Genomic DNA, 20686 nt, shown 5'->3' with positions numbered 1-20686 from the left:
ACACAAAAAAAATATCATGAAAGGAAATCTACTCAGTAGCTTACTGTTTGCATCATGCATGCTCGTCCCGGGCATAGCCATGTCGCAGCAACGTGAGGCGTTTCCCGGAGCCGAGGGCTACGGACGCTACACGACAGGAGGACGCGGTGGCGCAGTGTATCATGTCACCAATCTCAATGACTCGGGCGAAGGTTCATTCCGCTGGGCTTGTGAACAGAAAGGTCCCCGCACCATCGTATTTGACGTCGACGGTACAATTCATCTTAAAAGCGAACTCAAGCTGCGCAACGGCAATGTGACCATAGCTGGCCAGACAGCACCCGGCGACGGTGTATGTATAGCGGAATATCAGTTTACCATCTCGGCCGACAACGTGATCATACGCTTCATGCGTTTCCGTCCGGGCAACAAGAATATCACAGAGGAGATGGCCAACAGCGGAGCCTGCGACGGCTGGGACGGTCTCGGAGCCATCGACCAGAAGGACATCATCGTCGACCACTGCTCGGTGAGCTGGAGCATCGACGAGTGTCTCTCATTTGTAGGCTGCTCGCGCACCACCGTACAGTGGTGTATCGTAAGCCAGAGCCTCGTGAAAGGCCACAGCAAGCTCAATCACGGCTATGGCGGCAACTGGGGCGGACGCAAGGCTTCATATCACCACAACCTGCTTGCCCACCACACTTCGCGTGCTCCGCGCCTCGGCCCGCGCCCGACCACTCAGCTCAAAGAGCAGATGGACATGCGCAACAACGTCATATATAACTATAGCGGCGAGGAATGTTACGGAGGCGAGGGTATGAAGGTCAATATCGTCAATAACTTATATATCCCCGGCCCCGGCAATGCCTACTGGACAAAGAACAAACAAAAACGTATCGCCGCCGTAGGAGTGCGTAACAACAAATATGTTACTGACTATCCCGCCTATGCTCCCGCTCTTCACCTCATAGGCAAATATTACGTAGACGGCAATTACAATATCAGTCATCCCGACATATATAAAGACAACTGGACTGATGGTATCTACTCACAAATTACATGGAGCGACTGGGATGACCTTGCCAACACCGCGGCCAAGCAGGCCGAGATAAAAAAGGAAATCAAGTCCGAGACTCCCATCGAGTATGTCTACACCACCACTCACAATTATGCCGACACTTGGAACAATGTGACCAACTATGCCGGTGCATCACTAAGACGCGACGAGCTCGACAAGACCATAGCCTCCGAGGCAAAGAACAAATACCGCCAATATGACTCACCGGCATCGACAGGCAGCGGACTCGACAAAGGTTTCATCAACACCCAGACCGATGTCAAAGGCCTCACCGGCGGTGACGGCTGGCCCAAGCTCAATGCCGGCACAGCCAAGACTGACACAGACGGCGACGGTATACCCGACGAGTGGGAAAAGGCAAACGGCCTCAATCCCAACGATCCCACCGACGGTGCCAAAATCACAGCCGACGGTTACTCCAACCTCGAGCACTATATCAACTCGCTCGTGCAGGATATCGTAGACAAGGGCAACGCCGGCACTTCGGCCAAGATGCTCAACGGCACACGCACCACTGCCGACGCTGCCGTGCAACTCCCCGCCTATGACCCCAACTATGTGCCCGAGCCCGATCCGGACGATGTAGTCACCCCCGATCCGGGCGATGAGGAAGAAGTCGGCAATTCATGGACCGCCAACGGAACCGAACCCGCCAACAAAACTGTAGTGCGTGAAAACATCACCGCAGAGTTCCTTGACAACACTTCAAAAGGCTCACAGGCAGGAATAGGTGAATGGGATTTCTCCAACGCGAAGGATGTCCGCGGCGATCAGAACGGCCTGGAAATCAAATTCAGCCCCAACGTACCCGGCACGCTCAAAATCGTGTTTGCAGCCGCAGTGGCAAACAACAAGTCCATCAACATGTTTGTCAACGGTGACACAAAAACCACACTTGACGCCACTCTGTCGGACGGCACCACCGTAGTCAAGTCAGGCTCATTTGCGCCCAACGGTGTTGACGCAGATGACTACATCACCTATGAGCTTGAAGCCGGAAAGACTTACAATTACTATACCGCCGGCACCAAGTGGCGCATCCGCAGCTTTGAGTTCACCCCCGGTGATCTCTCGGGCATCGAGGACATCATCACCGACTCGGAGACCTCGACCGGCAACGGCAAGATCTACAATCTGATGGGTATCGAAGTCAAGGGCAATCTCACTCCCGGCATCTATATCCGCGACGGTAAGAAATTCCTTGTGAAATAACATAAGGGAAATCTGATACAAAAGTCTCAGAAGGACAAAAGATACAACAGTTTTTTATTTCAGAATACCCCTGTGCGTATGTCTGAAATAAAAAACTTTTGTATCTTTTGTCCTTTTGAAACATTTGTATCTCTTTTTTGAGTAATTTTGCAGATTATATGCACAAACGCCCTCCGGGGACGTTATAATTCTATAATCATCATATAAACGAAAATTATGAAACTGACACATTTTATACCCGCGTTAGCTATTATGGCACTCACAACCACCGGCTGCGGCTCGCTCCGCAACTCCTCCAAGGCCGACAAGACCCCCGACAGCGTCCCCGCCACCAAGGTCGAGGCCGTAGAGGTCACACCCATAAGCGATATACTCAAGACATTTGACGGCGAATGGTCAATCGTAGAAGTCAATGGCGAAAACGTAGTGGTCAATGGCGAAAACCATCCCAAACTCACATTTACCATCAACGAGGCCACCCCGGGAATGGTCAGCGTCATCGGATATAACGGCTGCAACTATCTCAACGGAGCCTGGAACATCAAAGGCTCGAAGATAGTGCCCGCAGGCGAACTTATCTCGACAATGAAAGCATGTGACAACGCCCCCTATGAGTATGCCGTCAACCAGGCACTCAACCAGGCCGAGTCATATCAGTTTACCGACCCCTCCAATATGGTGCTGCTGTCATCGACATCCACACCACTCATGAAGCTGCGTCGTCATAACCTCGCGTTTCTCAACGGAGCATGGCGCGTGACTGAAATCGAGGGAGCCGCCATCTCGGCCAACGTCAGAATCGTCATTGACGTGGACGAGCACAAGATCCATGGCAACGCCGGATGTAACGTACTCAACGGCGACATCATCGTCAATCTCGACAAAGGCAACGGCATAGAGTTCAAAAATCTTGCCACCTCGCGCATGATGTGTCCCGACATCGCGACCGAACAGGCATTTCTGCTCGCCCTCGAGAGCGTTGACAACGCCACCAAAGGCTCCTCACCCGACACCACTCTGCTCAAAAACGCCGCAGGCCAGACCATTATCTCGCTCAAACGACTCTCGGCTGCCGAAATAGCTGACATCGACGAATAATCCGACCCGCATAATGAAAAATATCCAGGAATCACGCCTGATACTCTGGCCCGAAGACGAATACAACCTGCGTCTCGACCATATACGCAACAGAATGGCCTCAGCCTCAGTGGAGGCCATTCTGCTCAGCGACAACGCCAACATCTATTACCTCACCGGCCGTGTCTATGCCGGATATGCCTACGTTCCGCTCAAAGGGATGCCGGTATTTTTCATACGCCGTCCGGTGGAGCTGGAGGGCGACGGCATAGTGTATATACGAAAACCCGAGGATATCACAGGTTCGATAGGCATGAGCACGCCCGACTCGATAGGTATCGAACTCGACGTGCTCCCCTACTCCACCGTCACACGTCTGATGAAGTTGTTTCCCGGCTCTGAACTGAAAAACGCCTCGGCCGTCATGCGCGAAGTGAGAGCAGTAAAGCCCCCCATGGCTCTCAGGATGCTGCGCGAGTCGGGTGCGAAACAGACACGCGTGTACAAGCGCATACCCGGACTCTTTCAGGAGGGCATGAGCGACTATGACCTTCAGGTGGCCATAGAGCACATGAGCCGCATGCAGGGATGTCTGGGGCAATTCCGCATCAGCGGCGACTCCATGGAGCTGTATATGGGCAACATACTCGCCGGCGACAACGCCGACGCCCCGTCGCCTTATGACTTTGCCATGGGGGGTGCCGGCATGGACCCTTCGCTCCCTGTAGGTGCCAACGGCACTCTCATCAAGCCGGGCACCACCGTGATGGTCGACATCAACGGAAACTATAACGGATATATGACCGACATGACCAGAGTGTTCACGCTCGGCGACATCGACCCGCTCGCCAAGCGCGCCCATCAGTGCTCCATAGACATCCATCGCGCACTATGCGACATGATGCGTCCCGGGACTGAGGCCAAAAGCCTGTGGAACAAAGCCGACGAAATAGTCGAGGCCGCCGGACTCAAGCCCTACTACATGGGCCACCGCCAGCACGCCGGCTTCATAGGCCACGGCGTGGGCATCGAGATTAACGAGCTGCCGGTCATAGCCCCGCGCAGCCGCGACATATTGCAGCAACATAACGTGATAGCACTCGAGCCTAAATTTGTTATACCCCACACAGGTGCCGTAGGCATCGAGAACACCTATATAGTACACGCCGACCACGTGGAGTGCATCACGACCGCCCCCGAGGAGATGCTTCCTCTCGACTGACAGAGCAACAGACCAATGATAATAAACCAGTTAGATAAAGTACTTACAAAAATAGACTCCCCGCTGTTCCACGCCATAGGCGAGGCCGCCGACTCGATCGGACGGCCTTGTTATGCCGTAGGAGGCTGTGTGCGCGACCTCTTTCTCGAACGCCCCTCCAAGGATATAGACTTTGTGACCGTCGGCAGTGGCATTGAGCTTGCCGAAGTCGTGGCACAACGCCTCGGCCGAGGCACCCACCTGACGGTGTTTCGCAACTTCGGCACAGCCCAGGTCAAGCGCAAAGACATGGAGCTGGAGTTTGTGGGCGCACGCAAGGAATCATATCAGCGCGACTCGCGCAAACCCATAGTGGAGGACGGCACTCTCGAGGAAGACCTCTCACGCCGCGACTTCACAGTCAACGCCCTGGCCCTACGGGTCAATCGCGAGGGTTTCGGACAGCTCATAGACCTCTTCGGCGGACTCGACGACATGCGGGCCCGTCTGCTGCGCACTCCGCTCGACCCCGACATAACATTCAGCGACGACCCGCTGCGCATGATGAGGGCCATACGGTTTGCCACACAACTGCAGTTTGAGATATTTCCCGAGACCTTCGAGGCCATACGCCGCAACGCCGAGCGCATACGCATCATCTCGCGCGAGCGCATTGTGGACGAGCTGATGAAAATCATGAAGTCGCCCCGCCCCTCGACAGGCTGGCAACTGCTGCTTGACAGCGGACTGCTGCAACTCATATTTCCCGAACTTGCAGCCATGAAGGGGGTCGACACCGTGAAAGGACGCGGACACAAGGACAATTTCAGCCACACCCTCGAGGTACTCGACAATGTGGCTGTAAAGAGCGACAATGTGTGGCTGCGCTGGGGCGCGCTGATGCATGACATAGCCAAGCCCGTCACCAAGCGTTGGGACGACAAGATGGGATGGACTTTCCACAACCATAATTTTGTAGGCTCCAAGATGGTGCCGCGCATATTCCGCCACATGCGTCTGCCGCAGGACCAGAAGATGAAATATGTAGCCAAACTTGTGGAGCTGCACATGCGTCCCATAGCACTGGTAGAGGACGAGGTGACCGACTCGGCCGTGAGACGTCTCATCAACGACGCCGGCGAGGATCTGGAGGACCTCATGACACTATGCGAGGCCGACATCACGTCGAAAAACCGCGAGAAGGTGAAGCGTCTGCTCAACAACTTTGCCCTCGTGCGCGAGAAGATAGCCGACCTCAATGTGCGCGACGAGATACGCAATCTCCAACCTCCGGTGGACGGTAATGAAATAATGCAGATATTCGGCATAACCGGCGGCCCCGTAATCGGTGTCATCAAGAGCACGATCAAAAACGCGATACTCGACGGCATCATCGCACCTAACGACCGCGAGGCGGCCATCGAGCTTATGTACAAAATCGCCGCCGAACAAGGGCTCACCCCAGTTAAGGACTTGTAAAGTTGAAAGTTTAGAGGTGAAAGTTTATACATAGCATGGCGGATTCTCATCACTGATTCATCTCTAAACTTCCGACAAATCTATGCATAAACTCTAAACTTTAAAAGAAATGTACTATATAACCAAAACCTTCGAGGTGGCCGGATGTCACCGTCTCAAACTGTCATATCAGAGCAAGTGCAGCAATCTGCACGGACACAACTGGATTGTGACTGTCCACTGTAAGTCGCGCGAACTTAACGCCGACGGCATGGTGGCCGATTTCTCACATATCAAGGAACGTATCACAAGCTATCTCGACCACGGAAATTTCAACGAGCTACTACCCTTTAACCCCACAGCCGAAAACATAGCCCGCTGGATATGCGACCAGATTGACACCTGCTGGCGCGTGGACGTAAAAGAGAGCGAGGGCAATATAGCTTCATATGTAAAAGAGGACTGATGAAAGTCAACGAACTATTCTATTCACTTCAGGGCGAGGGTTTCCATACGGGCACCCCTGCGGTGTTTCTGCGCCTGAGCGGATGCAATCTCCGTTGCGGATTCTGCGACACGGATCACTTTGCAGGCTCCGAAATGGCCGAGGGCGAGATACTCGAACGCGTGCTGCGTTTCCCCTCGCGCCACATAGTCATCACCGGCGGCGAACCGTCGCTACAGCTCACCGACTCGCTGGTGGAGATACTCCACAACGCCGGATTTTTCATACAGGTGGAGACCAACGGCACCAATCCGCTGCCCGAGGATGTCGACTGGGTAACATGCTCTCCTAAAGATGGTGGTACGGTGCGGCTCAAGCGCATCGATGAGCTCAAAGTGGTCTACACCGGGCAGGATGTCGAGAAGATAGCCAACTCCCACGCGGCCATGCACTACTTTCTCCAGCCCTGCTCATCGCCCGACTATGAGGGTGGCAGCAACATAGCCGACACAATAGCCTATATACTCGACAATCCACACTGGCGTCTATCGCTCCAGACACATAAACTAATCAACATACAGTAATCTCACAATGAAACTCGATAGATTTCTGATAGCAGGTGCCGTTGTGGCATGCCTTGGACTGTCAAGCGCGTGCAACAGCAATCAAAACACCGATTCGGACCACCTGGTGATACTCCACACCAACGACACCCACTCGTCCATCGACCCCGACCTGCGCGACAACGGCGGCATAGCCCGACGCAAGGTCATAATCGACAGCGTTAGAGCCGAACATGCCAATGTGATGCTTGTCGATGCCGGTGACGCCGTGCAGGGCTCGCTATATTTCACCATATTCGGCGGCGAGGTCGAACGCGCTCTTATGAACGAGATGGGCTACGACATACGCATACTCGGCAACCACGAGTTTGACCGCGGTATGGACGGACTCGCCAAGGAGTGGTCGCAGGTCAACAGCACCCGTCTCAGCACCAACTATGACCTCTCGGGCACCGCGCTCGAAGACCTTTTTGTGCCGACGGTAATGAAAGAAGTGTCGGGTCATAAAATTGGATTTATCGGTCTCAACCTCAACCCTACCGGCATCATAGCTGAGGAAAACTGCACAGGAGTGAAGTATCTCGATGCTCTCGAGAAAGCCAACGAGGCCGCCGCACAACTGCGCAAGGAGGGTGCCGAGATGGTGATAGCCGTCAGCCACCTCGGGTATGACGTCACACAGGGAGTGTCGGACACCGACATCGCCAAAGGCAGCAAGGATATTGACATCATCATAGGAGGCCACTCCCACACAGCCATCGACCCCTCCGATCCTGCGTCGCCGCAATGGCGCATAGCCAATCTCGAGGGTGATACAGTGACTGTGGTCCAGACCGGCTCACGCGGATCGGCTGTGGGTGAACTCGACATCAACCTTGCCACCAAGACTGTATCACCTCGGCTGATCAAGGTCGACAACCGTCTGAACTCGCGCATCGACACACGCTTTGCTGCACTCATCAAGCCCTATCGTGTGAAAGTCGACTCTCTGCGCGCCTATCGGATAGGCGAGAGCCCCAACGAGTTTGAGCGCGCATCGACCCGCATGCTCAACCTGTTCAGCGACTTTGTGCGCATGCGCGGTGCCGAGATTTGCGGCAAACCTGTAGACCTCTCTATCATGAACAAGGGAGGCATACGCAACTCCATCACTTCCGGACCGGTGACCAAAGGTGAAATTATCGACATAGCTCCGTTTGAAAACCGTATCGTGGTGCTCGATATTCTCGGCTCGGACCTGCTCGAAAACATCGGCATCATGTCGGGTCAGGAAGGCCAGGGCGTGAGTTCAAACGTAAAGGTGCTTTATGACCCGTCCACCCACAAGCTCAACAGTGTTACTATAGACGGACGCCCCATTGATCCGACCCGACATTACCGTCTCGCCACCATCGACTATCTTGCCGCCGGAAACGACTATATGACTCCGCTCAAACGCGCCGTGACCCTCGCCAAAAGCAAAGAGATACTCTATGAGGCTCTCATCGGCTACATCGAGGCCGGCCGTCTCGACTCTATCCTCGCCAATCCCGACGACACCCCACGCATGACATCTTTCTGAGAAACTAAAAAACAATGAAATGAACGGATGGCTTACTGTCGGACTCCTCGTCGTGTCCAACATATTCATGACATTCGCATGGTATGGCCAGCTCAAGCTCCAGCAGATGAAGGTCATAACCTCGGCAACTCCACTCATAACAGTAATATTGCTGTCATGGGGTATAGCACTGTTTGAATACTGCTTCATGGTGCCGGCAAACCGCTACGGATTCCACGAAAACGGCGGAGCATTCTCACTACTGCAACTCAAAGTGATACAGGAGGTAATCTCTCTGATGATATTTACAGTATTCACCATACTGTTTTTTCGCGGTGAGGCCCTTCACTGGAACCATTTCCTGGCCTTCTGCCTCCTTATAATCGCTGTCTACCTCGTATTTATGGACAATTGACACCCCACATATGAAAAAGCATATCTTACTCATAGGCTCACTCCTCACAGCCCTTTCAATGACAGCCACCCGCCCCACATCGGTGACACCGCTTATCACCACCGAATGGGGCCAGACGTCACCCTATAATGACATGTGTCCGGAATATGCCACAGGCAAACGATGCAAGACGAGCTGTGTAGCCACTGCCATGGCCCAGATAATGCGTTATCACAAATATCCGACCAATGGGGTGGGCTCGAAATCACTCAAATGGAGCTACGGCCAGCTATCGGCAAAACTTACAGCCGATTTCGGAGCCACCACCTATCGCTGGGAGGAAATGCTCGATAATTACCGCGGTGAATACACACAGGCTCAGGCCGAGGCTGTAGCCACCATAATGTATCACTGTGGCATAGCGGCCGATGCGGAATACACGCCCGACAGCGGCGCGTTTATAGACGATGCGTTCCGAGCCGCAGTCGACCATTTCAGCTATTCGTCCGAATCGGTATTGGCCGACCGCGAATATTTTGACGATGCGACATGGACAGAACTCGTGTTTGATGCCATTGCAGACGGGTTTCCTGTATACTACGGAGGATATACAGACTACTATCTCGGACACGCATTCGTTATCGACGGCTATGACTCCAACGGCAAGGCCCATGTCAACTGGGGATTCGGAGCTGGAGGAGGCTATTATGACATGTCGTCGCTCGGCAGCTATGTCTACGGACAATCAGCCATGATTTTCTATCCTCTTGGCCGTCCCGGACAGATGCAGTCGTGGATGGTATGCTCGGAGGGTGTAAGTTCTCCAGAAAGCTATGTGACACTCGGTGATAAAAACTCATCTTTAACAGTCAAAACCGATATAAAAAACTTCACAGGCAACGCCCCCGCCGTTACTTTCGGACTAAGGCTCAGCGACGCCGCCGGCAATGTCACCTATGCCGAGGGCGAGACACTATCTCTGCCCGACAACCGCTATGTGTCATTGCCGTCATTCACTGTTCCGGCCGAGGCTTTTATGTATGAAGGGACTTTTGAAGCTGTCCCGGTCTATCGCACATCGGCTGACTCTGAGTGGATTCCTGTCAAAATGCTGCGCAAGGATGCCAAATCGGCAATCCATATTACAGTCTCTAAAATGAGCGGACTTGAGACTGTAACGGACAAAGACACCACAATAGATGTATTGACCATAGGCAATACTCTCGCACTCGCCCCCTCGGCCACTCATGAAGCAAATGTCTATGACATGAACGGCTCGCATATCGCCACACTGACACAAGCCTCACCAGTCACTCCCGCTCTTGTTGCCGGTGTCTATATCATCACCGCCGACAGCCGCTCAGTGAAGATGAGGATAAAATAAACAGACATCTAAAGATATAAAAGGACAAAAGATTCAATAGGAACAAAAGTTTTTAGATTGTTATAAACTTTTGTTCCTATTGAATCTTTTGTCCTTTTATATCCTTTAGATTATTTCAGACGTGACTGGATAGCTTCTGTCTCTTTTTCATAGCCGGGCTTCTGGAGAAGGGCAAACATGTTGCGCTTGTAGGCCTCGACACCAGGCTGATTGAAAGGATTGACATCGAGTATATATCCACTGATGCCGCAAGCCTTCTCGAAGAAATAGATAAGCTGGCCGAGATATTTCTCGCGGAGAGCGGGGATAGTGATGAGCATGTTGGGCACACCGCCGTCAACGTGGGCTATGCGTGTGCCGAGCTCGGCCATCTTGTTGACCTCGTCGATATGCTTGCCGGCGATATAGTTAAGACCGTCAAGGTTGGCCTCGTCAGAGGGGATGAGCTTCTCATGCTTCTGCTCGAGCACCGAGATAACGGTCTCGAAGATAATGCGCTCGCCCTCCTGTATCCACTGGCCCATGGAGTGAAGATCGGTGGAGTTGTCGACTGCTGCGGGGAAGATGCCCTTGCCGTCCTTGCCCTCGCTCTCGCCGTAGAGCTGCTTCCACCATTCTCCGAAGTAGTGGAGCTTGGGATTGTAGTTGACAAGTATCTCCACCTTCTTGCCGGCATTGTAGAGCGCGTTGCGGGTAACGGCATAGAGATAGGCGGGGTTCTGGTCGTTGGCCTCTGATGTGGCTTTCTCCATCTCGGCCGCACCGTCAATGAGCGCGCGGATGTCATATCCGGCCACAGCAATTGGAAGCAGACCTACGGGGGTGAGCACAGAGAAACGGCCACCTACATTGTCGGCAATCACAAATGTCTTGTAACCCTCCTCTGTGGCGAGGCTGCGGAGAGCACCGCGCTGGGCGTCGGTGATGGCAACGATGCGCTTGCGGGCCTCCTCGACTCCGAGCTGACGCTCGAGCTGCTCCTTGAGCAGACGGAATGCGATAGCGGGCTCGGTAGTGGTGCCGCTCTTGGAAATTACGATGATACCGAAACGCTTATCCTTGAGATAATCCTGGAGCTCATACATATAGTCCTCACCGATATTCTGACCAGCGAAGAGCACTTTGGGCTCGCCCTGCACACCGGGACGATATGCAGCGAAGCTGTCGCTCAGAGCCTCGATTACAGCCTTGGCTCCGAGATAGCTACCGCCGATGCCGATGGCAACCACAGTGTCGCAGGTAGCGCGAAGCTGGTCGGCGCATGCGATGATGTCGTCAAGAAGAGCCTCGGTGGTGTCGGTGGGAAGGTTTACCCAGCCGAGGAAATCATTGCCGGCTCCTGTGCCGTTGAGCACCTTGTCAAGAGCTTCAGTAGCTTTGCCGTCAAGGCTGTTGATATCCTCGCGGCTTACGGTCGAGAGGACATCCTTAATGTCGACGTTGATAGTTTTCATGTTTTTATATTTTTTAGAGTAACATTTTTCGATTTGTGTCATATAAACCATTTGCCGAGAGCTCGCATCGAACGCTCGGCGTTGGCGTGACGGTAGAGTATGTCATAAACGGCATCGAGGATAGGCATCTCCACACAATACTGCTTGTTGATTTCCTTGATACACTTGGCTCCGTAATATCCCTCGGCCGTCTGTTCCATCTCCATGCGGGCGGTCGACACCGAGTAGCCCTTGCCAATGATGGAACCGAAGTTATGGTTGCGCGAGAACCGCGAGTAGGCAGTCACGAGCAGGTCACCGAGATAGACCGAGTCGCATATGCAGCGCGGACGCGGACACACCTCGTCGACAAAGCGTTCCATCTCCCTGATGGCGTTGCTCACGAGCATTGCCAGAAAATTGTCCCCGCCCTTCATGCCGTGGATTATGCCCGAAGCTATTGAATAGACATTCTTGAGCACAGCGGCATACTCGATACCTTCGACATCGCTCGAGGGTATGGTGCGTGTGGTCGGCGAGTTGAGACATTTGCCAAACTCCTCGGCCAGCGACACGTCATGGCATCCTACAGTCAGGAAGCTGGGACGATCAAGAGCCACCTCTTCGGCATGACACGGACCGCCGATGACGAGCATCTTCTCGGGATTGACCTCGAAACGTCGGGCCATGTAGTCCGACACAATCTCATTGTCACCGGGCACGATGCCCTTGACAGCCGATATGACGGTCTTGGAGGATATATCTACCGTAATCTTGTCGACATGCGTCTTGAAATAGGGCGAGGGCATGACGAGAAGCAATGCGTCGGCCTGAGAGCAGACATAGTTGATGTCGCTCGAAAACTCTATGCGCTTCACGTCAAACTCCACATCGGTCAGATAGGCCGGATTGTGGCCTATGCGCTTGAAGTCCTCGATACGGTCATCTCGGCGCATATACCAGAGAATGGAGTCACAGTTGCGCAACAGGAGTTTGGCCAAAGCCGTAGCCCAGCTTCCGCCACCCATCACTGCTATTTTATTAAAACTCATTCTTTAGCGGTTGAGTTCATACTATTCGGCCGGCTGAGCCTCCGGTGCGTTGTCAGCAGCCGCGGCCGATGCCTGAGCCGGTTTCTTTTCGGGACGCATCTGAGGGAAGAACAAAACTTCCTGTATGGTTGTTTGCCCGGTCATAAGCATTACGAGACGGTCCATGCCTATGCCCATGCCTGAGGTCGGGGGCATGCCATACTCGAGAGCACGTATGAAGTCCTTGTCAATAATCATAGCCTCGTCATCGCCCTTCTCGGCAAGACGCATCTGGTCAACGAAACGTTCATACTGGTCAATCGGGTCGTTGAGCTCCGAGTAAGCGTTGGCCAGCTCCTTGCCGTTGACCATAAGTTCGAAACGCTCGGTCAGCTCGGGATTGTTGCGGTGACGCTTGGTCAGAGGTGACATCTCGATGGGATAGTCAATGATGAAAGTGGGCTGGATATAGTTGCCTTCACACTTCTCGCCGAAGATTTCGTCAATGAGCTTGCCTTTGCCCATCGACTCGTCAACCTCGATGCCGAGCTCCTTGGCGGTCTTGCGCAGAGCCTCCTCGTCCATGCCGGTGATATCCACGCCGGTAAAGTCCTTGATGGCCTGGGCCATGGTGACACGCGGGAAGGGAGCCTTGAAGCTGATGACATTGTCGCCGACTTTAACCTCGGTGGTGCCGTTGACGTCGAGACAGATTTTCTCGAGCATCTTTTCGGTAAACGACATCATCCAGTTGTAGTCCTTATAGGCCACGTATATCTCCATGCAGGTAAACTCGGGGTTGTGAGTGCGGTCCATGCCTTCGTTGCGGAAGTTTTTGGAGAACTCATACACACCCTCAAATCCGCCCACAATCAGACGCTTGAGATAAAGCTCGTCGGCGATACGCAGATAGAGTGGTATGTCGAGAGCGTTGTGATGAGTGATGAACGGACGGGCTGCCGCTCCGCCGGGTATCGACTGGAGAATGGGAGTCTCGACCTCCATATAGCCGGCCGAGTTGAAATACTCGCGCATGGAGTTGTAGACCTTGGTGCGCTTAATGAAGATTTCCTTCACGCCCTCGTTGACCACAAGGTCGACATAGCGGCGGCGATAGCGCAGCTCGGGATCGTCAAAGGAGTCATATACCACACCGTCCTTGACCTTTACGACGGGGAGCGGACGGAGCGACTTGCCGAGAACGGTCAGCTCGGTGGCATGCACCGAGATTTCGCCGGTCTTGGTGCGAAACACGTGGCCCTTCACACCGACAAAGTCACCTATGTCGAGCAGCTTCTTGAACACTACGTTATAGAGGTCCTTGTCCTCGCCGGGGCATATCTCGTCGCGGCTGATGTATACCTGTATACGGCCACACGAGTCCTGAAGCTCCATAAAGGAGGCTTTGCCCATGATACGGCGGCCCATCACACGACCGGCCACAGCCACTTCGCGAGCGGGGGCGTCGTCTTTAAAATTTTCTTTGATTTCAACCGAATAGCCGCTCACGGGGTATTCGGCTGCGGGATAAGGCTCTATGCCACGACGGCGCATCTCCTCGAGACTTGCGCGACGTATAGTTTCCTGTTCACTGAGCTGTGGTGCGTTCATATATACTTACTTAATGTATGTATGGTGAGATTTTTGGTATTTTTTTAACAAATGTATCTGCAAATTTACGGATTTTTTTCTCTGCATGACAACAAAATGGCCCCAAAAGTTGGAGCCATGTGTTAAATACTACTAAACTTTGCGCATCTCGCAACGTTTTTCGACACTCTATTTCTGACGCGCGACCCGCTCATACACCATGCGGGATATTTCAGCAATCATTGCTGATGTTGACTGTATGTCATACGATGAGTCAGAGATGAATACGGCTATCGAGTAGACATGACGGCCATCCGGCGTATGCACATAACCGACATCGTTTATGGCCTGTGGACGCCCGTCGGGGTTGATATCGCCCGTGCCGGTCTTATGTCCGAGAAGCGCGCCGGCCTCACTGAGCGGTGGCAGGAGACGGTCGGTGCCGGTGGCGCATGTCTCCATAAGACGCTTGATTTCGGCTGTCAGCGTGTCATTATCCGCGGCATCAAACCGCGAGAGCAGCGCAGCCATAGCAAGCGGCGTGCATGAGTTGTCACGACAGCGGGCTGTGTCGGCATGCATCTCGGCCTCGCTCCAGCGGATGTCGATATCATCGACCCCGAGCGAACGAATGTATGATTCAACCCGACCGGCCCCTCCGGCACGTTTCAGCAATATGTCGGAAGCATTGTTGTCGCTCATCTGCAAAGTGTAGGCCAGCAGTTCGCGGAGAGAGATACTGACAGTGTCAATATCGGCATAACGGTCGGTCATGGGACTGTACGTGTCACGATGAAGCTCGGCGGCAACTACGGTGCACGAGTCGTCAAATGCCGTCCCGCCGGCACGGCAGACGTCGGCCAAAGCAAGTGAAATCGGAAACTTATAGACGGACATCATCGGAAACCGCTGATGTCCGTTGACCTCGACGGTGTCACGGCCGTCGACAATCACACCTATGCCTATGCCGGCATCCTTGTCGCTGACATATTCCTGCAACTCACGCTGCAGATCGGCATAAGTATCATTGTGTGAGTTCCTGCGTCCGGAGCATGATGAAAGCAGCAGCACTATGGCCGCCAAGGGGAGTAAGATTTTCATTGAGGGAATAAATATGATAAATGGAACAACGGTTACTTCACCAGCAGTTCGCCGAGTGCCGTGATCAGTCCTATCGCTCCCATTATCATGATGATTCCGGCCAAGATGCGGTTGATGAGCCACATGGAGCGGAGGTTGAAATGACCGCGCACTTTGTTGACAAACCATGTGACGCCAAACCACCACAACACTGCTCCGGCAAATATCGACACATATCCGGCCACATAATGATAGGCCTCAAACTCGGGAGCAAGGAAGCTGAACCGGGCGAAGAGTCCGATAATAAAGAAAAGTATCAGAGGATTGGAGAATGTGAACAGAAATCCCGACCCGAAGTCCTTCCAGTAGCCCTTGGACTGCACGCCCTTTGACTGAAGCGAGCGTGACGGATTGGCTCCGAACAGATAGCCCGCATAGACCAGCAGCACCACCGAGCCTATGAGCTGGAGGAGACTCTGGTTGGTCTCGATAAAATCAGTTACAAACGACAGTCCGAGACCTGTGAGCAGGCAATAGAACAGGTCGCTGACCCCTGCACCCACACCTGTGAAGAACGCCGGCCAGCGTCCGCGGTTGAGTGTGCGCTGGATACACAGCATCCCTATCGGTCCCATTGGGGCCGACACAAGAATCCCTATCAGGATTCCACGCATCATTATGACAGGAAGATGTATCACAACAATTTGCAAAGGTACAAAATCCATCAATAGGATGCAAAAAAAGAATCAGAGCCTAACAAAAAATAATAATAGCAACGGTAAAATCCTTCAGGATTTCAAATGTTGGTCCGATATGGCCTGCCGCACCACTACAGCATTGTTATGCAACTCGTCATGAGAGGAATACAGGAGCGTCACATCGTGATGTGACGTAATGAGATTGCAGAGCGATGCAAAGGCCGGATTGGTGCTCAGTTCCGCGGCATAACGACGCTGAAATTCAGGCCAGCGGGCGGCACTGTCGGCATGAAACCATTCACGGAGCGGGGTTGACGGTGCTATGTTTTTGTCCCAATAGTCGTAATGAAATGTCTCGTGCGAGAGTCCGCGCGGCCACAGACGGTCGATGTACACCCGATAGCCGTCCGATGCCGAAGCCGGCTCATATGCGCGCTTGATATGTATGATTGCCATGATATATATACATTTAATTATATAATCACAACAATCCATAACGTCTTGCGGTTGAATTGCTCAGAGCGATTTCTGGCGATATTCCGAGGGAGTCATGCCGGTCTCTTTCTTAAAACACTTCGTGAAATATTTCGGGTCGGAAAATCCAACTTTAAACGCAATCTCCGAGAAATTCATACGAGTCTTGACTATCAGTTCCTCGGCCCGCTGCATGCGCATACGTCTCAGGAAGTCCGAGGGAGTCATGCCTACAAGAGCCTTGATTTTGCCATAAAAGACTGTGCGGCCAAGATTGACGGCATCGGCCAGTTCCTCGATTTTCAGGCCCTCCTCATCAAGATGGTCGTTGATAAAGGCCATAAGCGTCGCCATCATCTCCTTGTCGGCATCCACCACCTGGGGCGAGTCAAGGCGATATTCCGCCAGCCCTGCTGTGGCCTCTGACGAAACCTCAGCCATCTCTTCAGGCGTCACATCACCCTCATCCGCCGGCAATGGCTCCTGCACAACAGCCGCGACATTGCCGGCTCCAAGCGACTCGAGATAGGACTGCTGGAGCATGTGACGCTGGGCTATGATATTGGCTATGCGCTGACGCAGATAGGTGGCACTGAACGGCTTGGTCACATAGTCATCGATGCCTTCACGGAGTCCGAGCACACGGTCCTGCTCCGAAGCCTTGGCCGAAAGCACTATTATGGGTATATGACTGAGATGCTTGTTGCTCTTGATGTTGCGCACCATGGTGAGTCCGTCCATCTCGGGCATGGTGACGTCGGTGAGTATGAAGTCGGGCTGACGTGCCTCGGCTGTCTCCAGCCCCTCGCGGCCGTTGGAGGCTGACAACACATTATATTGCGACGAGAGGATGTCGGTGAGAAACGAGCGAAGGTCATCGTTGTCCTCCACCACGAGAATCGTATCTCTCGACGGGTCATCGGGCATGTCATTACGACCCGGCTGAGAAGCCTCCGACACGACATTGACACCGGTGTCAGCCGGTGAGGATGTCACATTGGCGGTCATTGCGGTCTCATCGCTTATATACACCCCTTTGTCATGACTCTTGCGCAACATCTCGTCGACAAGCGTTAGCATGCGGCCCGAATTGCGTTCCACCATCTCGAGATGTCCGCGTGCGGTGTCGGAAAGGCTCTCCGAGGCAAGCACCTCCTTGACCGGCGCGCCTATGAGCGTCAGAGGTGTGCGGAGCTTGTGGCTGACATCGGTGTAAAATTCCGACTCCTTATGCCGCAGATCACTGAGCATGGCATTACGTTTGCGCAGGAAGTAAAAGTGCATGGCCGCCCACACGACAAATGTCGCTATCAAGACATAGAGCAATATAGCCCACGGAGTCTCGCTGAAACTCGGCTTGACATATATGTCAATCGCCGACTCATTGTCGAGCCACACGCCGTCGCTGTTGGTGCTCTTGACATGTAGCCGGTGCAGTCCGGGGCCAAGACCGGTGAACTGCACGGTGTTGGAGCCCTGAAGATAGTTCCACTCCTTGTCGTCATCGAGCCTGTAGGCATACTGGAGAAGATATTTATCGGAAAAATCCAATGCCGCGAAACTTATGGCGAGATTGCGCCTGTCGACATCCACGTCGATGCGATCGGTGTTGAGTATATGGTGCTTCTCCGACTCGCCCTGAAACTGCACGCCTGTAAACACTATATTGGGGCTGAAATCGCTCTTGGTGATGTCGTTGGGATGAAACGACACGATGCCGCCCACTGTCGGAAGCCACATGCAGCCCGTAGAGGGTATCAGTTCGGGCAACGCTTCGGTAAACTCCAGATTCTCGCCAAGGTCATTGGGACCGTAGACAGTCATGCTGTCGCGGGCCACGTCATAGAGCACCAGACTCGTCTCGCGCACCACGCAGATGTTGCCGTCGGCATCCTCTATCATGGAGCGTATGCCGCCCCCCTCGGGAGCGTAATATGACATGTGTCTGCCATCGGAGCCACGCGACATCGAGGTAAACTTCAGTCCGTCATGCAGTAGTTCGGTGTCAGTCACACGTTGCATCTCACCGCCCATAGTGGTGACGTAGACAGTGCCGTCACGGGCTGCGAGCACCTGCGTCACATCGTTGGTGCGCATCGAGGTGACATCGCCGCTCACATGATTGGTCTTGAAAAACTTTATCGCCGAGGGCTGCCTCACCGAGTCGCTGAACGTGAGCAGACCGCCGGTAGTCGAGAGCAGCAACACTCCGTCGGGTGTATGGGTGATGCGACGGCTGTTGGCATAGAGGTCGATTGGATAGGAGGTCATGTCGTTGGAAGCATTGATAAAGCGCATGCGGCCGTCGGCCGACTCGTCGACATAGTTAACACCGCCTCCATAGGTGGCTATCCATATGCGGCCCGAAGGGCTCTGGTCCACGTCATAGACATTCTCACTGTTGATGGCATACTTGTCAGTGGCCGAGGGCTCGTAATGTCTCACCCTGCCGTCGGTATCGACCATATAAAGTCCATAGCCCTTGGTGCCTATCCACAGGCGGCCGCGCGAGTCCTGATACATTACATATATGCGTTCGGAAAACTTTACCGGCCTGTCGCTGAGCGACACTTTCTCACCCCGGGCCAGATAGCCCTTGAGACGCCCCTCGGTGTCGAAACATCCTATCACTCCGGTGTGTGAACCGGCGAGCACCGTGCCGTCGGCCAGCGCGACAAGCGAGCGTGTGTCGGCATTCTGCACCAGCGGGAGACGCATCACATTGTAACGTCCGAAATTGATGAGTATGAGGTCATGGGGCGATGTAATCCACATGTTGCACTGCGAGTCGACATAATATTTCTCAATGTCAGGGATGCTTTTGCGGCCAAAACGCGGCGACTCGAGCGGATAAGGCACTATGCGGCGTGCGTTTTCATCGAAATATCCGAATACACCGCCGACAGGCACTACCCACACCACTCCATACTTGTCCTCGACCCAGACGGGCTTGATGCTGCCCGTACACGCATCACCTTCGGGCGAGGATACAAACACCTCGGCCTCGGCCCCGTGAATATCGGTAAGCATCACGCCTGGAGCATCGGAAAACACCCATATGCGTCCCTGAGAATCGACATGTATCTGCCCCACATTGCCACGCGCGATATGTCGCCAGGCGCGCGCCGCCACATTATATACGGCAATGCCGTTGTCGGTGCCGAGCAGAAGATTACGGTCGTCATATCTGACCATACAGTTGACACAGCCCATCCATTGAGGCGAAGGCATAGGCCTGAGCGAGCGGCCCTGGTGACCGTAGGCATAAAGATGACCGTCGGAAGTGGCCATATAGGCCAGTCCGCCGATAGTGCACACGTCGATAAAACGACCCTTCTGCCACACATCTGTGCCATAAAGATGTATGCCCTTGTCAGAGAGCACCCACTCATTGCCGTCGCGGTCATATATGACTTTGTTGACAAGCTTGCTTCCCGAATGGTAGCGCGAGGCATCATACACCTCGAGGCTGTCGGGATTGAGCGGGTCGCACACACTCGCCCTCACGGCGAGAGGAGTGCCGTCACCCGTAATCCACATGTGTCCGGCGGCCGCATAACTGTTACGTCCCAGAAATTCCGAGCCGGTCTTACTGGCTATGATGTCACTGAGATTGGTATATCGGCCGGTGTGCATGTCGAGCACATGAAGCACGCGGTCATAGCTGAACAGCCACACATGTCCGTTGCCATCGGGCTCGACGGTGCGCAGACGATTGGATGAAAGAGTGCCGTTGTCGCCTCCGTCGCGATAGGTGGTAAACTGGTAGCCGTCGTAATAACAGAGTCCGTTCCACGTCGACACCCACAGCAGATTGTCGTGACTCTGGGCAAGACCGGCAATACTGTTGGACGGAAGCCCGTCATGAATGTCAAACGTATGCACCCGGCAATAAGGCTGAGCCCTAAGGTAGACACACGCGACAAATCCCATCAATATGGCTATAATGACTCTATATGACTGTCTTATCATGGATCGGTATCAAATTTTACACCACAAATATACTAAATGTCAATCTTTCCACCTCGGGCAAAAGTGTTAAAATC

Annotated in this window: 15 protein-coding genes and 1 pseudogene; 9 read left to right on the top strand and 7 right to left on the bottom strand. The window is 53.6% G+C overall.

Going from position 1 to position 20686, the window contains the following annotated elements:
• Positions 1 to 16 precede the first annotated feature (16 nt).
• From QGT73_RS05320 to QGT73_RS05280, 9 genes are all read left to right on the top strand, one after another.
• Entirely contained in the window at positions 17 to 2272 is a 2256-nt protein-coding gene (locus tag QGT73_RS05320) for a hypothetical protein (RefSeq protein ID WP_280121753.1), read from the top strand.
• Positions 2273 to 2488: 216 nt separating this feature from the next.
• Positions 2489 to 3370, top strand: a complete 882-nt coding sequence (locus tag QGT73_RS05315) for an META domain-containing protein (RefSeq protein ID WP_280121752.1) — start codon at positions 2489 to 2491, stop codon at positions 3368 to 3370.
• Between the two features lie 13 nt (positions 3371 to 3383).
• Complete coding sequence (locus tag QGT73_RS05310; RefSeq protein ID WP_280121751.1) at positions 3384 to 4571, top strand: M24 family metallopeptidase; 1188 nt, start codon at positions 3384 to 3386, stop codon at positions 4569 to 4571.
• Between the two features lie 15 nt (positions 4572 to 4586).
• The gene (locus QGT73_RS05305) at positions 4587 to 6029 is read left to right on the top strand and encodes a CCA tRNA nucleotidyltransferase (protein ID WP_280121750.1); all 1443 of its coding nucleotides are present in this window, start codon (positions 4587 to 4589) and stop codon (positions 6027 to 6029) included.
• Positions 6030 to 6138: 109 nt separating this feature from the next.
• Positions 6139 to 6474 (top strand): 6-pyruvoyl trahydropterin synthase family protein, encoded by a 336-nt coding sequence (locus QGT73_RS05300; protein ID WP_280121749.1) that lies wholly within the window; start codon positions 6139 to 6141, stop codon positions 6472 to 6474.
• On the top strand, positions 6471 to 7037 hold the full coding sequence (locus QGT73_RS05295) for a 7-carboxy-7-deazaguanine synthase QueE (RefSeq protein WP_280121765.1): 567 nt from the start codon (positions 6471 to 6473) through the stop codon (positions 7035 to 7037). The genes QGT73_RS05300 and QGT73_RS05295 overlap by 4 nt, the downstream gene beginning before the upstream one ends.
• 7 nt (positions 7038 to 7044) lie before the next feature.
• Positions 7045 to 8577: a bifunctional metallophosphatase/5'-nucleotidase gene (locus QGT73_RS05290; RefSeq protein ID WP_280121748.1), complete on the top strand. Its 1533-nt coding sequence runs from the start codon at positions 7045 to 7047 to the stop codon at positions 8575 to 8577.
• A 19-nt stretch (positions 8578 to 8596) separates the two neighbouring features.
• On the top strand, positions 8597 to 8971 hold the full coding sequence (locus QGT73_RS05285) for a DMT family protein (RefSeq protein WP_123616396.1): 375 nt from the start codon (positions 8597 to 8599) through the stop codon (positions 8969 to 8971).
• 10 nt (positions 8972 to 8981) lie between these two features.
• Positions 8982 to 10334 carry a C10 family peptidase gene (locus QGT73_RS05280; RefSeq protein ID WP_280121747.1) on the top strand — a complete coding sequence of 451 codons (1353 nt, stop codon included), beginning with the start codon at positions 8982 to 8984 and terminating at the stop codon, positions 10332 to 10334.
• A gap of 110 nt (positions 10335 to 10444) precedes the next feature.
• Here QGT73_RS05280 and QGT73_RS05275 read toward each other — a convergent pair whose 3' ends face one another.
• The 7 genes and pseudogenes from QGT73_RS05275 to QGT73_RS05245 all read right to left on the bottom strand — a co-directional run bounded on the left by QGT73_RS05275 (position 10445) and on the right by QGT73_RS05245 (position 20612).
• Positions 10445 to 11788, bottom strand: a complete 1344-nt coding sequence (locus QGT73_RS05275; RefSeq protein WP_280121746.1) for a glucose-6-phosphate isomerase — start codon at positions 11786 to 11788, stop codon at positions 10445 to 10447.
• 38 nt (positions 11789 to 11826) lie between these two features.
• The gene (locus QGT73_RS05270) at positions 11827 to 12819 is read right to left on the bottom strand and encodes an NAD(P)H-dependent glycerol-3-phosphate dehydrogenase (protein ID WP_280121745.1); all 993 of its coding nucleotides are present in this window, start codon (positions 12817 to 12819) and stop codon (positions 11827 to 11829) included.
• 60 nt (positions 12820 to 12879) lie between these two features.
• Positions 12880 to 14409, bottom strand: a pseudogene (gene lysS / locus QGT73_RS05265) (lysine--tRNA ligase); the annotation flags it as partial.
• Positions 14410 to 14577: 168 nt separating this feature from the next.
• Positions 14578 to 15489: a class A beta-lactamase gene (bla, locus tag QGT73_RS05260; RefSeq protein WP_280121744.1), complete on the bottom strand. Its 912-nt coding sequence runs from the start codon at positions 15487 to 15489 to the stop codon at positions 14578 to 14580.
• A 32-nt stretch (positions 15490 to 15521) separates the two neighbouring features.
• The gene (locus tag QGT73_RS05255) at positions 15522 to 16145 is read right to left on the bottom strand and encodes a LysE family translocator (protein WP_280121743.1); all 624 of its coding nucleotides are present in this window, start codon (positions 16143 to 16145) and stop codon (positions 15522 to 15524) included.
• Between the two features lie 111 nt (positions 16146 to 16256).
• Positions 16257 to 16622 (bottom strand): DUF488 domain-containing protein, encoded by a 366-nt coding sequence (locus tag QGT73_RS05250; protein WP_280121742.1) that lies wholly within the window; start codon positions 16620 to 16622, stop codon positions 16257 to 16259.
• Between the two features lie 60 nt (positions 16623 to 16682).
• Complete coding sequence (locus QGT73_RS05245; protein WP_280121741.1) at positions 16683 to 20612, bottom strand: response regulator; 3930 nt, start codon at positions 20610 to 20612, stop codon at positions 16683 to 16685.
• Positions 20613 to 20686 lie beyond the last annotated feature (74 nt).

The sequence above is a fragment of the Duncaniella muricolitica genome, assembly GCF_910574735.1.
Classification (GTDB): domain Bacteria; phylum Bacteroidota; class Bacteroidia; order Bacteroidales; family Muribaculaceae; genus Duncaniella; species Duncaniella muricolitica.
This window is presented reverse-complemented; position numbering and strand designations above follow the sequence as displayed.

Excerpts from the sequence above, each read along its gene's own strand:
- QGT73_RS05320 (WP_280121753.1), top strand. The coding sequence starts at position 17 with ATGAAAGGAAATCTACTCAGTAGCTTACTGTTTGCATCATGCATGCTC.
- QGT73_RS05315 (WP_280121752.1), top strand. The coding sequence starts at position 2,489 with ATGAAACTGACACATTTTATACCCGCGTTAGCTATTATGGCACTCACA.
- QGT73_RS05310 (WP_280121751.1), top strand. The coding sequence starts at position 3,384 with ATGAAAAATATCCAGGAATCACGCCTGATACTCTGGCCCGAAGACGAA.
- QGT73_RS05305 (WP_280121750.1), top strand. The coding sequence starts at position 4,587 with ATGATAATAAACCAGTTAGATAAAGTACTTACAAAAATAGACTCCCCG.
- QGT73_RS05300 (WP_280121749.1), top strand. The coding sequence starts at position 6,139 with ATGTACTATATAACCAAAACCTTCGAGGTGGCCGGATGTCACCGTCTC.
- QGT73_RS05290 (WP_280121748.1), top strand. The coding sequence starts at position 7,045 with ATGAAACTCGATAGATTTCTGATAGCAGGTGCCGTTGTGGCATGCCTT.
- QGT73_RS05285 (WP_123616396.1), top strand. The coding sequence starts at position 8,597 with ATGAACGGATGGCTTACTGTCGGACTCCTCGTCGTGTCCAACATATTC.
- QGT73_RS05280 (WP_280121747.1), top strand. The coding sequence starts at position 8,982 with ATGAAAAAGCATATCTTACTCATAGGCTCACTCCTCACAGCCCTTTCA.
- QGT73_RS05275 (WP_280121746.1), bottom strand. The coding sequence starts at position 11,788 with ATGAAAACTATCAACGTCGACATTAAGGATGTCCTCTCGACCGTAAGC.
- QGT73_RS05270 (WP_280121745.1), bottom strand. The coding sequence starts at position 12,819 with ATGAGTTTTAATAAAATAGCAGTGATGGGTGGCGGAAGCTGGGCTACG.
- bla (WP_280121744.1), bottom strand. The coding sequence starts at position 15,489 with ATGAAAATCTTACTCCCCTTGGCGGCCATAGTGCTGCTGCTTTCATCA.
- QGT73_RS05255 (WP_280121743.1), bottom strand. The coding sequence starts at position 16,145 with ATGATGCGTGGAATCCTGATAGGGATTCTTGTGTCGGCCCCAATGGGA.
- QGT73_RS05250 (WP_280121742.1), bottom strand. The coding sequence starts at position 16,622 with ATGGCAATCATACATATCAAGCGCGCATATGAGCCGGCTTCGGCATCG.
- QGT73_RS05245 (WP_280121741.1), bottom strand. The coding sequence starts at position 20,612 with ATGATAAGACAGTCATATAGAGTCATTATAGCCATATTGATGGGATTT.